This window comes from Corynebacterium glucuronolyticum DSM 44120 (assembly GCF_030440595.1).
Taxonomy (GTDB): Bacteria; Actinomycetota; Actinomycetes; order Mycobacteriales; family Mycobacteriaceae; genus Corynebacterium; species Corynebacterium glucuronolyticum.
The window spans coordinates 988,413-1,004,720 of the sequence record NZ_CP047452.1 but is presented as its reverse complement, the minus strand read 5'-3'; the positions used below and the strand labels follow the sequence as shown (position 1 = coordinate 1,004,720).

Genomic DNA, 16,308 nt, shown 5'->3' with positions numbered 1-16,308 from the left:
CCCACGTTCATCCCCCTTCGGTGTTGAATCGGACACGATGCGTGTGGCCTGCCCCAAAGCCCAGCAAAGCCACTAGACTGATGTCCGTGACTGAGGAACTAGTACGCTACATCGAACAGACGACGGTCGACGACGACTTCCATGTCCGAGCACGAAACGACGCCCGGGAGTTCGGACTGTCCGCCCCAGATATATCCTCCGGCCAGCTTCTCTCGCTCCTCGCGGCGCTCGTAGCAACGGACTCCAACCGCAGCGGTGTCGCGGCTACTCCTGCCGCAGGAATCGTCGGACTTTACTTATTTGACGGTCTCGGACCCGATGGGCACCTCACTTTTATCGACCCCGAGCATGAGCATCAGAACCAGGCAAAGGATGTGTTCCGTGCCGCCGGCCACAGTCACTATCGTTTCCTCCCCTCCCGTCCACTAGAGGTCATGGGACGTCTGGCGCCGGACTCTTACCGCATCGTCGTTGGCGATGTGCCCGCTCTTGACCTCCCAACATTCATTGATGAAGCCTGGCCGCTTCTGCAGTCTGGCGGCGTGCTCGTTCTCCTCGATGCGCTATTCGACGGACTCCTCGGCGACGAGACACGTACAGATCGGGAATTTGTCAGCGCCCGGGAGGCTGATGAGAAGCTTCGCAGCTTCGAGGACGCTCTCATTACCCGCCTCCCGCTCGGGGCCGGTGCGATAATCGCGTTCAAGAAATAGACTCCCCGATTCCTTGGGGATCGCTTCTGGCATCTCACATGACGAAAGGACGTCGGAAAGCCCCCAACAAAGGGGACGTGCGGGAGCTAAAGGCAACCGAAGAGCTGCTCTAAAGAAAGGAAAAATCCCCGGAAAAAACCGGGGATTTTTCGTGCACATGAATGAGGGTCTAGACCACGTGGTTCTTCCCCACCACGACAACGCCGTTGGCGGAGACGTTAAACCGCTCCGCGTCCCGGTCGTTGTCAACACCGATAAACTCGCCGTCAGAGACCACGACGTTCTTATCCAGGATGGCATGTCGCACAACAGCGCCACGACCGATGCGGACGCCAGGCATCAGGACTGCACCTTCAACGGTTGCACCTTCTTCGACGATGACGTTGGTGGACACCACCGAGTTACGAACCGTTGCACCAGAAATGATGGACCCGTTGGCAACCATCGAAGACTGAGCAATACCTCCCTGGACGAACTTCGCCGGTGGCAAGTTGCCGTCATCCGTCGAATGGATCGGCCACTTCTGGTTGTACAAGTTGAACACCGGATTGACGCTGATGAGATCCATATGCGCGTCGTAGAACGCATCGATCGTACCGACATCGCGCCAGTAACCCTTGTCCCTTTCCGTCGAGCCAGGAACCTCGTTTTCAGAGAAATCGTAGACGTGGGCTTCACCCTGTTCGACGAAGTGCGGAATGATGTTTCCACCCATATCGTGGGAGGAATTTTCGTCCTCCGCGTCAGCCTGCAGAGCCTCAATGAGCTTGTCGGTGGTGAACACGTAGTTGCCCATCGACGCGAAGGTCACGTTCGGATCGTCCGGGGTGCTCGGAGGATCCGCCGGCTTCTCCAGGAACTCCGTGATGGTTCCGTCATCGTTGGACTGGATACAGCCGAACGCTGTCGCCTCCTGCCGCGGAACGCGGATACCAGCAACCGTTGCCGCTTTGCCCGATTTGATGTGCTCCTCCACCATCTGAGCTGGATCCATGCGGTAAACGTGATCTGCGCCGAAGACGATGACGTACTCAGGGTTCTCATCGTAGATCAGGTTAAGAGACTGAAGGATCGCGTCGGCTGAACCGTTGAACCAGCGCTGCCCCAGGCGTTGCTGTGCGGGTACTGGGGCAATGTAATTTCCGGTCAGTCCGGAAACCTGCCAGGCCTGAGAGATATGGCGGTCAAGGGAGTGAGACTTGTACTGCGTAAGCACGCAGATTTTGAGGTAACCGGCGTTAACCAGGTTGCTCAACACGAAGTCGATGAGTCGGTAGCTACCGCCGAAAGGAACGGCGGGCTTTGCGCGGTCAGCTGTAAGGGGAAAGAGCCGCTTCCCCTCGCCGCCTGCCAGGACAATGGAAAGAACGGACGGTTGGTTTCTCATACCTCCAATTTATAGCGGAACGCGACTTTTGTCTCGGAAAGTGATCTCCACCACCGATGCTTCTCAAAAAAGAGGCATGTACCAGCGATTCTCCTGGAGGAACAGGTCTTACACCCGCCCCAAGGAACCACCCCCTAATGGTGGTATCTTCAAAATTAATTACCGATCCAAAACTATGTGCAGGCTCCTCCCACCGAGAATTCATCCATCTGCACGGTTACCCATGCCCCCACTCATCTGCAGAGTTGGCGCTAACGCACCCTGTCCGTGCGCGCGCTCCTCGTTGCAATCCCCGCGGTCGCTCCCCCACGCACATACGTGCAACCGCACGCACGTACAACCGCACGTACACGTCGGTAGGTACATGTCTGCGCATCTGTGGGTACGCGTCGGTGGGTACATGTCTGCGCGTCTGCGGGTATACGGCGATGGGTACGTGTCTGTGCATGTCCGTGCGCATCAGGAGCAAGAAGACCTGCAGAATAAATATATTCCAGCTAGATTAGTTGGTATGCGAGTAGGAATGATGACAAGAGAGTACCCGCCAGAAGTCTACGGAGGCGCCGGCGTACATGTGACGGAGCTAACCCGTTTCATGCGCGAAATCGACTGCGTCGATGTCGACGTGCACTGCATGGGCGCTCCCCGCGACGAAGCAAATGTCTACGCCCACGGCGTGGACCCGGAGCTGGAGAATGCCAACTCCGCCATTAAGACCCTGTCCACCGGCCTGCGGATGGCTAACGCAGCTGACAATCTTGACGTTGTGCATTCGCACACGTGGTACGCCGGTCTCGGCGGACACCTCACGGGAAAGCTCTACGGAATCCCCCACGTAGCCACTGCCCACTCCCTCGAACCACACCGCCCGTGGAAGCGTGAACAGCTCGGCGGCGGCTACGACGTCTCCTCTTGGAGCGAGAAGAATGCGATGGAAAACGCAGACGCTGTCATCGCTGTGTCCGCGAAGATGAAGGATTCCATCCTTGATGCATACCCCAACATCGATCCGGACAAGGTTCGCATCGTTCTCAACGGTATCGATACCGAGTTGTGGCAGCCACGCCCCACTTTCGATGAAGCGGAGAACTCCATCCTCAAGGAACTCGGAGTCGACCCCACCCGTCCGATCGCTGCATTCGTCGGCCGCATCACGCGCCAGAAGGGTGTCGGCCACCTTGTCAAGGCAGCCAGCCACTTCGACGACGGCGTTCAGCTCGTTCTCTGCGCGGGCGCGCCGGATACCCCCGAAATTGCAGCCGAAACGGAACGCTTGGTCAAGGATCTGCAAGAACAGCGCGACGGCATCTTCTGGGTGCAGGAATTCCTCCCGAAGCCGAAGATCCAAGAAATTTTGACGGCAGCCGATACGTTCGTCTGCCCGTCTATCTACGAGCCGCTCGGAATCGTCAACCTCGAGGCCATGGCCTGTGGCGCAGCGGTGGTGGCTTCTGACGTGGGAGGCATCCCCGAGGTTGTTGTCGACGGCACGACCGGTTCCCTCGTCCACTACGACGAGAATGACACGGAAGCTTTCGAACGCGACATCGCAGCAGCCGTGAACAAGATGGTCTCAGACCGTGAGGCCGCTAAGGCATTCGGAGAGCGCGGACGCACCCGCGCCGTCGAGGACTTCTCCTGGGCTACTATCGCTCAGCAGACGATCGACGTGTACAAGTCTCTCATGTAGGCACTTTTTCCAACGGCCAAGAGCCAAAGGGCGTGACGCTTTTCCGTCACGCCCTTTTTGTATTTCACACGGCTCCCTCACTCTGCTCCTCCCCGACCCGGCGCATTCATATTCCCGTCTTTTCCAGTTTCTCTAGACTTTCAGTCTCTTCGAGTTGTATTAGCCGCGGGGTGGAAGATCCCGACTAGATGATTTGCCGGCGCATGACACACGCTATGAGCCAACGAATTCTCATGGTGGAGGTTCGCGTTGTACTGCGTTGGGTGGCTCCCCCTATGCGCGCACCCCTTGTCGGTGTCCGTTTTGGGTACACGCACTCGCGGAAGCGCATGTCCACTGACGCGTGAGACCACAAGTCACGTGCAAAAGCTGCTTTTGTCTCTAGACAGAACGAATCTTTTGGTTTTGAAAACGGTTAGGAAGCGCGGCCTACCACTCTATGGCCAGGCGAAACAGCACGTGGTTGCAGTTTCCGGGTACTCTCGGAGGTAATCCTGAGCCGGATGCCTGCAGCTCGCTGCAAGGGACACGGCTTTGTGCACGAACAGTGCAGCCTATTCCGCAGGGTGAAGAAAAACTTTTGTCCACACAGATAGGAAAGTAAACATGGTCACTCACCGCCCAGAACTGCACATCACCGCCCCCGCAGGCGTGTTAGAGGCACCGGCGGGGTCGCTCCTCAAGGACGGCACGTGGCACATCATGTACCAGTACGAACCCCAGGCTGACGGACACGGCCACTGGGGGCACGTCACCTCCCCCCACTTCTCGCCCTTTCATTGGTCAGAGCAGCAAGATATCCTTGCCCCGACGGAAAACGAAACGGACTTGTGGGCCGGTTCCGTTATTAGTGATGCCGGCCAGGTAAAGCTCTTTTTCACTTCCGTCTTCGGCACGAAGACGGAAGTTCACCGCGCGGACATCGTGGATGGGACAGCACAACGCAAGGGCTGCGTTGTCGGAGACGGTGAAGGGGGGTCGAATTTCCGCTCTCCATGTGTCATCGGGCGGGGAGCCGGATGGCTCATGCTCGCGGTTAGTGGACCGGAGGATGATCCACGACCTGTGATCCTCGAGTCGCTCGACACTGCTAATTGGAGTCTCATTGGTGATCTGGAATTCTCCGGTAAATCGGGTCTCGAGGGAATCCCGCAGCTTGTAAGCCCCCGTATCATTGTGCTCGCTGACGAGTTCACAGGCGATTACCACGACGTGCTTCTTGTCACCGTCCAATTCGGTGAAATCGACATCTGTGGTTACCTTGTCGGTCACTTGCATGGAGCAACTTTTGAGGTCGAAACACCGTTCACCCGCATCGACTACGGTCATGACTTCTCCCGCCCACGTACAACCAACTTTGATGTTACTGACACGACATCTCTTGAGGGAGCAATCATTTTCGGACTTATGGACGGTGGCGGCGCTCTCCATGATTTGGATACCGATCCCTCGTTTAGCTCCGAAGATTGGGTGAATTGTCTGTCCGCGCCGCGACTGGTCACGCTCCAAGACGGTCATCTGTTTCAGACACCGTACCCAGGTCTTACATCGGAAATTGAAAAGACGGAGCGCGCCTCTCTGTGGAGTGGTTTGTTCAGTGTGGGAGAGGGGGAAATTTCCGTCGCACTCGTCGATCACGACGACAACATTTACGCGACCATCTCTCATACAAAGGATGCCGTATTCCTCGATCGCTCCGAGAGCAGCTTCTTCCCAGAAGATGAGATGGCAGAGGCTCCCGTTACATGCAGCGACACCCAATCTATGTCGATTCTTGTCGACGGTTCCACGGTCGAGGTTTTCGCCGATGGTGGTGCCGCTACGCTCTCCTCACGTGTGTATTTCGACCATGACTTCTATCGTTTTACAGTCCGCACAACTGGTGGTGCCGTCCTGGAACAGGTGGTCGCAGACTAGTCCGACGATGCCGGGTACGCCTCTCACGGCACGCCTGGGAACAGGGAAAACCGGACTTACGTCAAAAACTATCCACCGCACTCTCTTTGCAGGAAAGACAAAAGATGCCGTACGTTCGCGCTTGTGCGACGTACGGCATTCTAATAATTGTCCATGTGCATCAGCTATGTGTGGCTTCCCTGTTTCCGAAGCCCTCTATTGGTGGTTCGTCTAACACTTTGGACAATCTGGGCGCTTTTACTTCTTCTGCAATCGAGTGATCGTGGAGCGAGCGGTGACAGTCATGGTGTCTGGTAGGCGACTGGCTCTGCGAGCGAGTTCATCCTGATCGATCACCTGCGCAGACGGGCTCATCGCGATCTGAGCGAGGATCGAATCGTGATCCAGCGTCATCGGGAACTCCACAAGTTGGGGAGCATCGATGGCCTCGAAGAACTCTGCCACTTGATCGATAATCTCCTCGACCTTGTGCGGGCGAACATCCGGAATTTCCAACGGCGCACGCAGCTCGCCAAGATGCCCTTCATGGGAAGTAAGAACCACGAGCTCTCCTCCGTCCTTAAGGACACGGGCGAATTCAGCAGGATTACGTGGCGCAAAAATGGCAGAGATAACATCAACGGATTCGTTGAGGAGTGGCAGGGTGCGCAGCGCATCGGCAACTACGGCGCCTACACGCGGATGACATTGAGCAAGCTTTTCCGCCGCAGGCAGGGATACATCGATGGCAACACCGACGGATTGGTCAACGCTATCCAGGGTGTGGGAAAGGTAATACCCGGTGCCGGCACCCACCTCACAGAGGGCGACTTCTTGGGTAACCGGAATATCAGCATCATTCACGGCCTCGCCTACCGAGCGTGTGACGGCCTCCACGAACGGCGCAAAGTGGCCGTTGGCCAGGAAGATATCTCGCGCTTCCACCATCTTTTCGTCATCTCCAGCGGGGAGTTCCCCGTCTGAGAGGATGACGTACCCCTCTTCACTAATCGGGTATTCCCGCCCATGTTCGGAAATGAGGGCGGTCCAATCCTCGTTGCCCCGCAGAGTTACCCCATGAGAGCTCTCGCTGGGATCCTGCAGTAAATGGATGACATCACTCAGCATGTGTGTGCGCGCTCGTTTCTACTTCGACAGCAGTGCGTTTTTCTTTACAAAAATGGTAGTACAGACCTGGTCACGTAATCTACCTATTGTTCTACATTTGTAGATTTCCTAGTTAAAACAAAAATCCCCGGACAGTAGTCACACTCGTCCGGGGGAAGGAATCGTCGCGGTTTAGCCGCGAAGCGAAATCCGTATGGCCGCAGCGCGTTACGCCTCAGCCACATCGGTCAACAGGCTGCCTAGTTCGCCTGCCTCTTCCTTATTCAGCTCAATGACGAGCCGACCGCCTCCGTCGGTGGGGATGCGCATCACGATCTTGCGCCCCTCTTCCACCGCTTCCATAGGACCATTACCAGTCCGAGGTTTCATCGCTGCCATGGTGTAGAAAACTCCTTCTCCAAAGTTCGTGACTACAGCTCAGTCACGCTATACTTTGCAATTCTACCCAAATTTTAGACGTTCAGGGCAGGTTCCATGTCCACGATTCCACGTTTTCGCAGCTAGATACGCCCCTGCACCGCAGGGTCTGGCTCGCTTCCTGTGGGGATTCCGGTCACCCGAGATGTCGAATTGTCCTGTTCCCCACTTTTGTAGATAGCCATCAGCGCCGCATCGACTTGGTCCTGCCGATACCCACGTGGCGCGAGTTCAAACCGAATATCCTGCAACCGCCCCTCGGCGATAGCTTTCTCATTATTCGCGATGACATCACGGTGCTCAACGGGCGGCAGTGGCTCTCCCGTGCCGAAAACGCGGTAAAAGATATATCCGAATGCTGCGATGACAAGGGCAAGAATGAGGACTACCACTGCCCACATAATTAGAGAGCCGTTCATGCTTTCTTCGCGTTCTTCCTCTTCTTATGCTGTTTCACAATGTGTTGGACGGCATCGTCAACGGAATCGGTCGTGATAAACAGGTCGAGATCGTCCTTGTTTATCATTCCTTCTGCGACGAGCTTGTTCTTCATCCAGTCTACGAGACCAGCCCAGTACTCTGTCCCCAGCATCACAATCGGGTAGTTGGTCATCTTGCCGGTTTGCACCATGCACAGGACTTCACACAGCTCATCCATCGTGCCAAAACCACCAGGCAAGCAGACGAAGGCCTCAGAGTACTTGAGGAACATGGTCTTACGCACAAAGAAGTAGCGGAAGTTCAGCCCGAGGTCTACCCAGTCGTTGAGATGCTGCTCGTGAGGGAGCTCAATGCCGAGTCCGATAGATAGTCCATCAGCCTCGCACGCACCGCGGTTGGGGGCCTCCATGAGGCCAGGACCACCGCCGGTGATGACGGCGTATCCGGCCTCAGCTAGCTTGCGCCCTAGTTCCACGCCAAGCTCGTAATAGGGGTGCCCCTCCTCCACTCGGGCAGACCCGAATACCGTGACCGCCTCTGGGATTTCAGCAAGTGCCCCGAAACCGTCGACAAATTCACTCTGAATTCTCAGTACACGCCACGGGTCTTCGTGCAACCAGTCGGTGGAGTGTTGAGTATCGAGGAGGCGCTGATCCGTGGTTGAACTCTGCGTCCCGCCATGGCGCATAAGAACCGGACCACGAAGAAACCGGGCCTGCTTATCTGAGGACGGGGTACGAGTTGGAGCCATGAAATATCACTTTCTTTCTAATATGGAACGTTCATAGTAACGCGAACCCGGCTTGCCTGCAGGGTTTGTACAAACGGGCTAGCCTTCCGAAAGCTGCAATTCTTGTGAGACGCAAGCGAAAGGGCAGTGAAAGGTCAGCGAAAGGTCACGGTGCCAGCACGGGGCGAGACTGTCAGAACGACACACGATGCGTTACGCGCAAACGCCGATGTGCGACGCCAGCATGCGTCGACCGTCCAGCCCGCCGGTGGCGAGCCGAGCGATTTTACTGTGCGCTGTCTTGCGATGTGAGAAAAGCCGTGATGAGCTCGGAGACCTCCGTAATCTGACTAACAGGGCACTGCTCTTCCGGCTTGTGGCACAACGATGGATCTCCTGGCCCGCAGTTAACCGAGGGGATTCCCAGGGTGGCAAGTCGCGCGACATCCGTCCAGCCGTATTTGGCGCGGACCTTTCCCGCAAGCCGGACAAAATCTGCAGCTACCGGATGGGAAAGTCCGGGGGCGGCAGCAGGAGACACATCATCATATTCAATGTCCACGAGGTCTTCGGCATGATCGGGGTCGCCACCGCCAATGACGGTACACATGTGCGCCTTCGCTTCCTCGACGGTTCGATCCGGGGCATACCGGAAGTTAACGAACATGACGGCCTCGTCGGGAATGGTGTTTTTCGCAACACCAGCTTCCGCGACAGTGGCGTTAAATCCCTCCCGGTAGGTGCACCCATCGATGTCCACCTCGCGCGGTTCATCCGCCGCGATACGAGTAAGGATCGGCCCCAACTTGTGCAACGCATTCTCCCCCAGCCACGCCCGCGCCGAGTGAGCGCGCGTACCCCGGGCAGTGAGCTTCATCCTGATGGTCCCCTGACAGCCGGCCTCCACGTATCCACCGGTAGGTTCCCCGAGAATGGCAAAGTCAGCGTCCATCCAGCCCGGGTAAGCATCGATAAACTTCTGCAGCCCCGAGTACTGGGCGGCAATTTCCTCGCACTCGTAGAAGATAGCGGTAATGTCCGCGGTGAGCTCATCGGAATCTGCAAGGAGAGCAAGTGCGTGGAGGAAAACGGCATCGCCTGATTTCATGTCCACGCTTCCCAACCCGTGGATGACTCCGTCTTCCACGATGGCGGGGATATTCCCGGCGGCGGGAACAGTATCCAGGTGGCCGGCGAGGATGACTCTGCGCCCAAGGCCACGCTTTGTCCGCGCACCGACGGTGTTGGCTATCCGCACCGTCTCTAAGCCCAGACCACGCAGCGCCTCCTCCACGGCATCGGCGATGGCCTTTTCTGATCGCGATTCGCTGGGAATGTCGACGAGCTGTTGGGTAAGCAACACAGGGTCAGTGAGATCGAGGGCGGTATTCATGCCGTAATGTTACCGCAGCCTCAGATGTGGACCGATTGCAAGCGCCTCAAGCCTCGTCAGATAAGCTAGAACCCATGACAATTCAAGGGGCACGAGCCGTAGGGATCGCTAACATCGCAGCAGATGGGACAGTCCTCGACACGTGGTACCCGCAGCCACAACTGGCGCAGCCCAAGCGCTCCGAAACGCGGCGCCTCGGGGCAAGCGATCTTTCCCCGCGGCTGCTCAATCTTGTCTATATCGACCAGGATCGGATGGTCGAACAGGTCGCCGTCGAAACGTGTATCGCAGATCTGAGCAAGCCGGTCGTTGATGCCCACGATGCGTACCTTCGTTTGCATCTTCTTTCGCACCGCCTCGTCGTTCCCGGATCCATCAGCATGGAGGGGCTCATCGATGCCCTCGCGCTTGCTGTGTGGACAAATAAAGGTCCGTGCCTGCCCGATAACTTCGAATTCGTGCGTACGACGCTCCGCGCCCGTGGTCTCATCCACGTTTACGGCGTAGAGAAGATCCCGCGCATGCTGGATTACGTTGTTCCTTCGGGCGTGCAGATCGCCGAGGCCGAGCGTGTCCGCCTTGGCGCCTACCTCACGGAAGGAACGCTCGTTTTGCGCGAGGGATTCGTTTCCTTCAACGCCGGCACATACGGGCCGGATCGCATCGAGGGGCGCCTCACCTCAGGGGTGACGATTGGCGAGGGCAGCATCATGGCGCTTGGCTCATCCGCGCTCTCACCGGCAGTGAACGGCGTACGCCCCCTCATGTATGTCGGTCGCAACTGTCGCGTCGGAGAAAACACCACAATCATTGGTGTCTCCATCGGCGATAACTGCACGATCGCGCCGGGCTTAACGATTACCCCGGAGACGCTGGTGCAATTCGGTGATTCTTCGTCTCCGCGTCCCCTGGGCCCGGTTCTCGAACCTAACTGGTCGATTTCTCACCCTATGGGAGCTAACGTCCTCGCCGCTACACACGTCTAGAGTTCATCGTCACGCGTGCCACACCCCAATTGCCAGCGCAATTGCGGTGACAATACCCTTACCACAAATGGACTATTTTCGAACGTTAGTTTCCCCCTCCCCGCTACCCCCGTCTGTAGTGTGAGATGATTCAAACGCTTAGAATCCCACCATGGCTTGGACTAATAAAAGACAACGAACCGCCACGGATGGCAGTTCTGCCGGCAGTGCCGGCAGTGCCGGCAGTGCCGGCGCACCACATACCTCTGATTCCTCACGGCTAGGATCGGGGCTCCAGGTGCGACACCTGACCATGATGGGCCTCGGCTCGGCGATCGGCGCGGGCCTCTTCCTGGGCACCGGTGTCGGTATCCAAGTCGCTGGCCCTTCCGTCCTCCTTGCCTATATCGTCGCCGGCCTCCTCGTCATCGGGGCCATGCAGATGCTCGGCGAGATGGGCGCAGCCCGACCTGCGTCCGGTTCCTTCTCCGTCTACGCCGAAATGGCATTCGGTCGCTGGGCAGGTTTTTACCTCGGCTGGCTGTACTGGTTCATGCTCATCATGGTCCTCGGCGCTGAGATGACCGGCGCATCTGCCATTATGGCCTCCTGGTTCGGTGTCGATCCGTGGATTCCAGCACTGGTCTGTGTCGTCTTCTTCGCAGTGGTGAACCTCATGCAGGTGAAGGGCTTCGGCGAGTTCGAGTTCTGGTTCGCCTTCATCAAGGTCGCTGTTATCGGCATCTTCCTCTTCATCGGCGTGCTGCTTATTTTTGGTCTTCTTCCGGGGACGGAGTACATCGGCGCGCAGCACATCCGGGAGTCCGGCTTCCTCCCCAACGGCCTGCCAGGCCTAGCCGCGGGGCTACTTGCCGTCGCCTTCGCTTTCGGCGGCATCGAGATCGTGACGATCGCAGCCGCAGAGTCCGCTGACCCCGTGCGGTCCATCTCCCTGGCCGTGCGCTCCACCATCTGGCGCATCTCCGTGTTCTACCTCGGCAGCGTCTTGGTCATCTGCTTCCTGCTCCCCTTCGGCGACATCGCCGGAGCGGACACGGCAGCTGAAAGCCCATTTACGCGCATCCTTGCGATGGCTAACATCCCGGGTGTTGTGGGCATTATGGAGGTTGTCATCGTCCTCGCGCTGCTCAGCGCCTTCAACGCGCAGATTTACGCCTCCTCTCGCCTGGCCTACTCGCTGGCCACCCGCGACGATGCTCCCGCTATCCTGGGGGTCACCAACCGCCACGACGTGCCTATGAACTCGGTAATCCTGTCCATGATCTTCGCCTTTGTCTCCGTTGGCCTGCAGTTCTGGAATCCGCCGGGACTGCTGGAGTTTCTCCTCAATGCTGTCGGCGGCATTCTCATCGTCGTCTGGGGCACGATCGCACTTTCCTGGATCAAGCTTCACCCGCAGTTCAAGGCCTCGGGCGAACTGACGGAGGTGCACATGCCAGGCCACCCTTACACGGGCTGGGCGACATTCGGCATCCTCGTCGTCATCGTCATTCTCATGCTGTTTGATGCCGGTGCCCGCCAGCAGCTGTTCGCACTGTGCGTCATGTCCGCCCTTATCCTGTTCATCGCTTTCATCACCGGCCGTTGGTCACGAGATTCCGAGCCGCGCTACCGCAAGCGTCGCCGACAGGCGTAGCGCCAGGGTGTTACCCTTACATTTCTGTGTACATGTTCTAGACCAAAAAGGAGATAGTCCACCGTGACCATGAGTTCCGCCCACGCGTGGGGCATTGCCACCGTATCCACCGCTGAGAAGTCCAAGGGCACTGTCCTCGACGTGTGGTACCCGGACCCGATCGAGGGCGGTGACCGAGCAACCGTCGAAAAGCTCACGTCGACTGATGAGGATCGCCAGGTTGAGCGCGTCGTCTACGAGTGCACCATCGACGACCTTTCCCAGCCCCCGGCCGATACATACGATGCTTTCCTCCGCCTGCACCTTCTCTCCGCCCGCGGGGTCAAGCCGAACGAGATCAACCTCGACGGCATTTTCGGCGTGCTGAACAACGTGGTGTGGACCAACTTCGGCCCCTGCCTGCCGGAAGGCTTTGAGCTCACCCGCGCCAAGCTGCAGGCACGCGGCGAGGGTCAGGTCATCATCTTCCTCATCGATAAGTTCCCCCGCATGGTGGACTACGTCGTCCCCTCCGGCGTGCGCATCGGTAACGCGGACCGCATCCGCCTCGGCGCGCACCTCGCCGAGGGAACCACCGTCATGCATGAGGGGTTTGTCAACTACAACGCCGGCACCCTCGGGGCCTCCATGGTCGAGGGTCGTGTCTCTCAGGGGGTCATCGTCGGCGACCAAACCGACATCGGTGGCGGTGCCTCCACCATGGGCACGCTATCCGGCGGTGGCAAGGAGCGCGTCAGCTTAGGCAAGCGCTGCCTCCTCGGCGCCAACTCCGGTCTCGGTATTGCGCTTGGCGACGACTGTGTGGTCGAGGCTGGCCTGTACGTCACCGCTGGTTCGAAGGTGCTTGTCGACGGCGAGCCGGTCAAGGCCGCAGCCCTTTCCGGCAAGTCCAACATGCTGTTCCGCCGCAACTCGCTGAACGGTGCCATCGAGGTCGTCCCGTGGAAGACGTCCGCCGTTTCGCTTAACGATTCACTCCACAAGAACTAAAGAAAGTTACATTCATGTCCACCCCTGCTCACGACACTGAAGCAGCTCCACAGCTCGGTAGCGGCCTGAAGGTCCGCCACCTCACGATGATGGGCCTCGGCTCCACCATTGGCGCTGGCCTCTTCCTCGGTACCGGCGTTGCGATTCAGGCCGCCGGCCCCTCGGCACTCGTTGCCTACATCCTCGCCGGCATCATGGCTATCCTCATCATGCAGATGCTCGGCGAAATGGGAACGGTCATTCCCGCTTCCGGTTCCTTCTCCGAATACGCGGAGCACGCCATTGGCCGCTGGGCCGGGTTCACGCAGGGGTGGATCTACTGGCTGGCGACGGTCGCTGTGCTCGGCGCGGAGATTACCGGCGCATCCGCCTTCGTCGCCTCGTGGTTCGATGTCTCTCCGTGGGTCCCGGCGCTCATCTTCGTTCTCTTCTTCGGCGTGGTGAACCTCCTGCGCGTGCGCGCCTTTGGCGAGTTCGAGTTCTGGTTTGCTTTTGTGAAGGTCGCCGTCCTCGTCGCGTTCCTCATCATCGGCGTGCTCCTCATCTTCGGGCTTCTGCCCGGTCACACGTTGATTGGTTTGCACAACGTGCAGGAATCAGGGTTTACCCCGAACGGCGTGGCCGGCATCGCCAGCGCCCTGTTGGCCGTCGCTTTCGCCTTTGGTGGCATCGAAGTTGTCGCTATTGCGTCCGCAGAGTCTGATGACCCGAAGAAGTCGCTTGTGAACGCCGTGCGTTCCACGATTACTCGCGTGTTTGTGTTCTACCTCGGTTCCGTGGCCATCATCACGCTGCTGCTTCCTTACTCGGAGATCGGTGCCGCTGACTCTGCTGCCGACAGCCCCTTCACCAAGGTACTGGCTCTGGCGGGAATCCCCGGTGTGGTGACGTTCATGGAGGTCGTTATCACTCTTGCACTGCTCAGTGCCTTCAACGCGCAAATCTACGCGTCTAGCCGCATGATGTTTTCTCTGGCACAGCGCCACGACGCACCGTCGATCTTCACCAAGGTCAATCACCGTGGTGTACCGACGGCTGCGATTACCCTTTCCATCATCTTGTCGCTCATCATGGTGGTACTGAACTACATCGATGCTGCAGCCGTGCTCACCTTCATGCTGAATGCCGCCGGGGCCTCGTTGCTCATTGTGTGGGTGTTTATCACGGTTTCGGAGCTGCGCCTCCGCCCGCGCCTCGAGGAAAAATACGACCTGCCCATCCGGATGTGGGCGTACCCGTACCTTAACTGGGCGGCACTGGTGGCCTTTGTGTTGCTTGCCATCCTCATGCTCAGCGATCCGTCTGCACGTGTGCAGCTGATTTCCGCCGCCGTCATGTTTGTCATTCTCTTCGTAGCAGGCCTCGTCAATTCGAAGGCGCGTGGCCTCAGCCCCTGGGAGAAGGCACCACTGCCCGAGCACATATAACCGCGTTCGCGGCTTACCACCAGAGAAGAAAAACTACCCGCATTGGTGAGGCGTACTCCGCCCCAACAATGCGGGTTTTCACCTCTTAACACTTCGTTTGCGGGCTTCGTTTGCGAAGTACGCTTGCGCCCCAGCCAGCTGGCGACTCTCCTGAAGCGCTCTTGTGATGGTGCGAGCCGCCACGCTCGCAGACGGTGTTCCGTGACCGCCCCAGATTGGACTGCTGCCTAGCTAAAAATCCGCCGTGAAACGACCGGTTGGCAGCCGCTGCCACGACGTTTCTGCAGGAGGCCAACGTGTGTGTCACCATGCGCAGCACCTCCTCACGCGGTTAGCGCGTAGCTGGTGCAGAAGCCGCTGTTTTTTAACACCTAATAGTTTTGTTCTTCACATTCTATTGTCGTGGAGGGGGGGAGCCGCTTATCCTCGGGACGTACATTGCCTATTCCCACGCGGATGCGCTCCTGCCACACCATGGGCAGCTCCATACTCTGCAGCAGCGCATCCGTTTCGGACCCCTGATCGAATTTCAGACGCTACATCCGGATTCACCGCGCAGGTGCGATCTGCTGAGCATACCAAGGAGGAAAACATAGTGAACACGTCCAGCATCTCCCCCAACGCCATTGCCGTTGCGCTGTGCGGTCTAGCCATCTCAGGGTATGTTGCTGTAGCACATGAATCCGTCTGGGGATTCGTGATCCTGCTTGCGCTGACCCCAGTAGGTGCCTTCCTCGTCAACCGGGCAAAGACCAACGGCACGAGCGAAACGTAGTTTCTATAGCAAAGGGCGACTGTGGTACCGCCTCCTGGAGGCGGTACCACAGTCGCCCTTTGTTTTTTGTGTCGCACAGGAACCCTTCGCTCCCTCATCGCTGGCGTGAGGGGGACACGGGAAGGGAGGAGCGTCGACAAGCAAAAAGAGGAATAGAGTACTACTGGGGAGCTTCCGTGTGCACGACCTTGATCGACTTGTTCCGGAAGGTCCACAACTTGTTGATGATGAAGTTGATCGGCATCGCGGCGAGAACGGAAATGGCGTTAGCCCAGTACACGCGGGTACGGAAGCCGGTTGTATCGTCGAAGATGTGGGTGGGTAGGGCGATCGGCGAAGTCGGATTCATCAGTAGCGTCGCCACAACCTGGCTTACCACCAACGCGCCGATGCCGGTAAGGAGGAACTTCCAGTACCCGCGGAACCACCCCACGGTCTTGTCTTTGAACGTCCAGAACCGATTGAGTTGGTAATTCCACGTGTTAGCAACGAGGAACGCAATCGTAATCATGACGTGGTACCAGCGGATATTAAATGGCGTGCCAAACAGATTGGCCACCACCTGATCCTGATCCAGCGAACCAAACCGGTGCAGCACCCACACAACGAAGAAATTGACGAGGGTACCCGAGCCACCAACAATGCCGAATTTCAGGAACTCACGAATGTTGGTAGTTACACGTTTACTAGGCATGCGGC

At 58.0% G+C, this 16,308-nt stretch carries 15 protein-coding genes; 8 read left to right on the top strand and 7 right to left on the bottom strand.

Going from position 1 to position 16,308, the window contains the following annotated elements:
- The first annotated feature begins 80 nt into the window (after window positions 1-80).
- Window positions 81-713 (top strand): O-methyltransferase, encoded by a 633-nt coding sequence (locus tag CGLUCO_RS04740; RefSeq protein WP_005395914.1) that lies wholly within the window; start codon window positions 81-83, stop codon window positions 711-713.
- A gap of 169 nt (window positions 714-882) precedes the next feature.
- Here the strand turns inward: CGLUCO_RS04740 and glgC are convergent, their stop codons facing one another.
- Window positions 883-2,100 carry a glucose-1-phosphate adenylyltransferase gene (glgC, locus tag CGLUCO_RS04735; protein ID WP_005391951.1) on the bottom strand — a complete coding sequence of 406 codons (1,218 nt, stop codon included), beginning with the start codon at window positions 2,098-2,100 and terminating at the stop codon, window positions 883-885.
- Window positions 2,101-2,611: 511 nt separating this feature from the next.
- On the opposite strand from glgC, the gene glgA reads away from it, so the two are divergent.
- On the top strand, window positions 2,612-3,790 hold the full coding sequence (glgA, locus tag CGLUCO_RS04730) for a glycogen synthase (protein ID WP_084035854.1): 1,179 nt from the start codon (window positions 2,612-2,614) through the stop codon (window positions 3,788-3,790).
- Window positions 3,791-4,396: 606 nt separating this feature from the next.
- Entirely contained in the window at window positions 4,397-5,707 is a 1,311-nt protein-coding gene (locus CGLUCO_RS04725) for a glycoside hydrolase family 32 protein (RefSeq protein WP_084035856.1), read from the top strand.
- Window positions 5,708-5,944: 237 nt separating this feature from the next.
- Here CGLUCO_RS04725 and CGLUCO_RS04720 read toward each other — a convergent pair whose 3' ends face one another.
- The 5 genes from CGLUCO_RS04720 to dapE form a co-directional block, all read right to left on the bottom strand.
- Window positions 5,945-6,814, bottom strand: coding sequence for a methyltransferase domain-containing protein (locus tag CGLUCO_RS04720; RefSeq protein ID WP_084035858.1), 870 nt, complete (start codon window positions 6,812-6,814; stop codon window positions 5,945-5,947).
- Window positions 6,815-7,021: 207 nt separating this feature from the next.
- On the bottom strand, window positions 7,022-7,192 hold the full coding sequence (locus CGLUCO_RS04715; protein ID WP_070739648.1) for a DUF3117 domain-containing protein: 171 nt from the start codon (window positions 7,190-7,192) through the stop codon (window positions 7,022-7,024).
- 122 nt (window positions 7,193-7,314) lie between these two features.
- Window positions 7,315-7,650, bottom strand: a complete 336-nt coding sequence (locus CGLUCO_RS04710; protein WP_005391941.1) for a hypothetical protein — start codon at window positions 7,648-7,650, stop codon at window positions 7,315-7,317.
- The gene (locus tag CGLUCO_RS04705) at window positions 7,647-8,423 is read right to left on the bottom strand and encodes an LOG family protein (protein ID WP_034989567.1); all 777 of its coding nucleotides are present in this window, start codon (window positions 8,421-8,423) and stop codon (window positions 7,647-7,649) included. Before CGLUCO_RS04705 ends, CGLUCO_RS04710 begins: the two co-directional genes overlap by 4 nt.
- 265 nt (window positions 8,424-8,688) lie before the next feature.
- Window positions 8,689-9,795 (bottom strand): succinyl-diaminopimelate desuccinylase, encoded by a 1,107-nt coding sequence (gene dapE / locus CGLUCO_RS04700; protein WP_005391938.1) that lies wholly within the window; start codon window positions 9,793-9,795, stop codon window positions 8,689-8,691.
- 74 nt (window positions 9,796-9,869) lie between these two features.
- Between dapE and CGLUCO_RS04695 the strand changes: the two genes are divergently transcribed.
- The 5 genes from CGLUCO_RS04695 (at window position 9,870) to CGLUCO_RS04675 (ending at window position 15,609) form a co-directional block, all read left to right on the top strand.
- Window positions 9,870-10,781 (top strand): DapH/DapD/GlmU-related protein, encoded by a 912-nt coding sequence (locus tag CGLUCO_RS04695; protein ID WP_005395906.1) that lies wholly within the window; start codon window positions 9,870-9,872, stop codon window positions 10,779-10,781.
- A gap of 151 nt (window positions 10,782-10,932) precedes the next feature.
- Window positions 10,933-12,417 (top strand): amino acid permease, encoded by a 1,485-nt coding sequence (locus CGLUCO_RS04690; RefSeq protein ID WP_084035860.1) that lies wholly within the window; start codon window positions 10,933-10,935, stop codon window positions 12,415-12,417.
- A gap of 69 nt (window positions 12,418-12,486) precedes the next feature.
- A complete protein-coding gene (dapD, locus tag CGLUCO_RS04685) occupies window positions 12,487-13,407 on the top strand; it encodes a 2,3,4,5-tetrahydropyridine-2,6-dicarboxylate N-succinyltransferase (protein WP_034989606.1) in 921 nt (306 codons plus the stop codon).
- 14 nt (window positions 13,408-13,421) lie between these two features.
- A complete protein-coding gene (locus tag CGLUCO_RS04680) occupies window positions 13,422-14,834 on the top strand; it encodes an amino acid permease (protein ID WP_084035862.1) in 1,413 nt (470 codons plus the stop codon).
- A 595-nt stretch (window positions 14,835-15,429) separates the two neighbouring features.
- A complete protein-coding gene (locus tag CGLUCO_RS04675) occupies window positions 15,430-15,609 on the top strand; it encodes a hypothetical protein (RefSeq protein ID WP_005395902.1) in 180 nt (59 codons plus the stop codon).
- Between the two features lie 160 nt (window positions 15,610-15,769).
- Here CGLUCO_RS04675 and CGLUCO_RS04670 read toward each other — a convergent pair whose 3' ends face one another.
- On the bottom strand, window positions 15,770-16,303 hold the full coding sequence (locus CGLUCO_RS04670) for a GtrA family protein (RefSeq protein WP_005391926.1): 534 nt from the start codon (window positions 16,301-16,303) through the stop codon (window positions 15,770-15,772).
- Between the last annotated feature and the right edge of the window lie 5 nt (window positions 16,304-16,308).

Excerpts from the sequence above, each read along its gene's own strand:
- CGLUCO_RS04740 (WP_005395914.1), top strand. The coding sequence starts at position 81 with ATGTCCGTGACTGAGGAACTAGTACGCTACATCGAACAGACGACGGTC.
- glgC (WP_005391951.1), bottom strand. The coding sequence starts at position 2,100 with ATGAGAAACCAACCGTCCGTTCTTTCCATTGTCCTGGCAGGCGGCGAG.
- glgA (WP_084035854.1), top strand. The coding sequence starts at position 2,612 with ATGCGAGTAGGAATGATGACAAGAGAGTACCCGCCAGAAGTCTACGGA.
- CGLUCO_RS04725 (WP_084035856.1), top strand. The coding sequence starts at position 4,397 with ATGGTCACTCACCGCCCAGAACTGCACATCACCGCCCCCGCAGGCGTG.
- CGLUCO_RS04720 (WP_084035858.1), bottom strand. The coding sequence starts at position 6,814 with ATGCTGAGTGATGTCATCCATTTACTGCAGGATCCCAGCGAGAGCTCT.
- CGLUCO_RS04715 (WP_070739648.1), bottom strand. The coding sequence starts at position 7,192 with ATGGCAGCGATGAAACCTCGGACTGGTAATGGTCCTATGGAAGCGGTG.
- CGLUCO_RS04710 (WP_005391941.1), bottom strand. The coding sequence starts at position 7,650 with ATGAACGGCTCTCTAATTATGTGGGCAGTGGTAGTCCTCATTCTTGCC.
- CGLUCO_RS04705 (WP_034989567.1), bottom strand. The coding sequence starts at position 8,423 with ATGGCTCCAACTCGTACCCCGTCCTCAGATAAGCAGGCCCGGTTTCTT.
- dapE (WP_005391938.1), bottom strand. The coding sequence starts at position 9,795 with ATGAATACCGCCCTCGATCTCACTGACCCTGTGTTGCTTACCCAACAG.
- CGLUCO_RS04695 (WP_005395906.1), top strand. The coding sequence starts at position 9,870 with ATGACAATTCAAGGGGCACGAGCCGTAGGGATCGCTAACATCGCAGCA.
- CGLUCO_RS04690 (WP_084035860.1), top strand. The coding sequence starts at position 10,933 with ATGGCTTGGACTAATAAAAGACAACGAACCGCCACGGATGGCAGTTCT.
- dapD (WP_034989606.1), top strand. The coding sequence starts at position 12,487 with ATGAGTTCCGCCCACGCGTGGGGCATTGCCACCGTATCCACCGCTGAG.
- CGLUCO_RS04680 (WP_084035862.1), top strand. The coding sequence starts at position 13,422 with ATGTCCACCCCTGCTCACGACACTGAAGCAGCTCCACAGCTCGGTAGC.
- CGLUCO_RS04670 (WP_005391926.1), bottom strand. The coding sequence starts at position 16,303 with ATGCCTAGTAAACGTGTAACTACCAACATTCGTGAGTTCCTGAAATTC.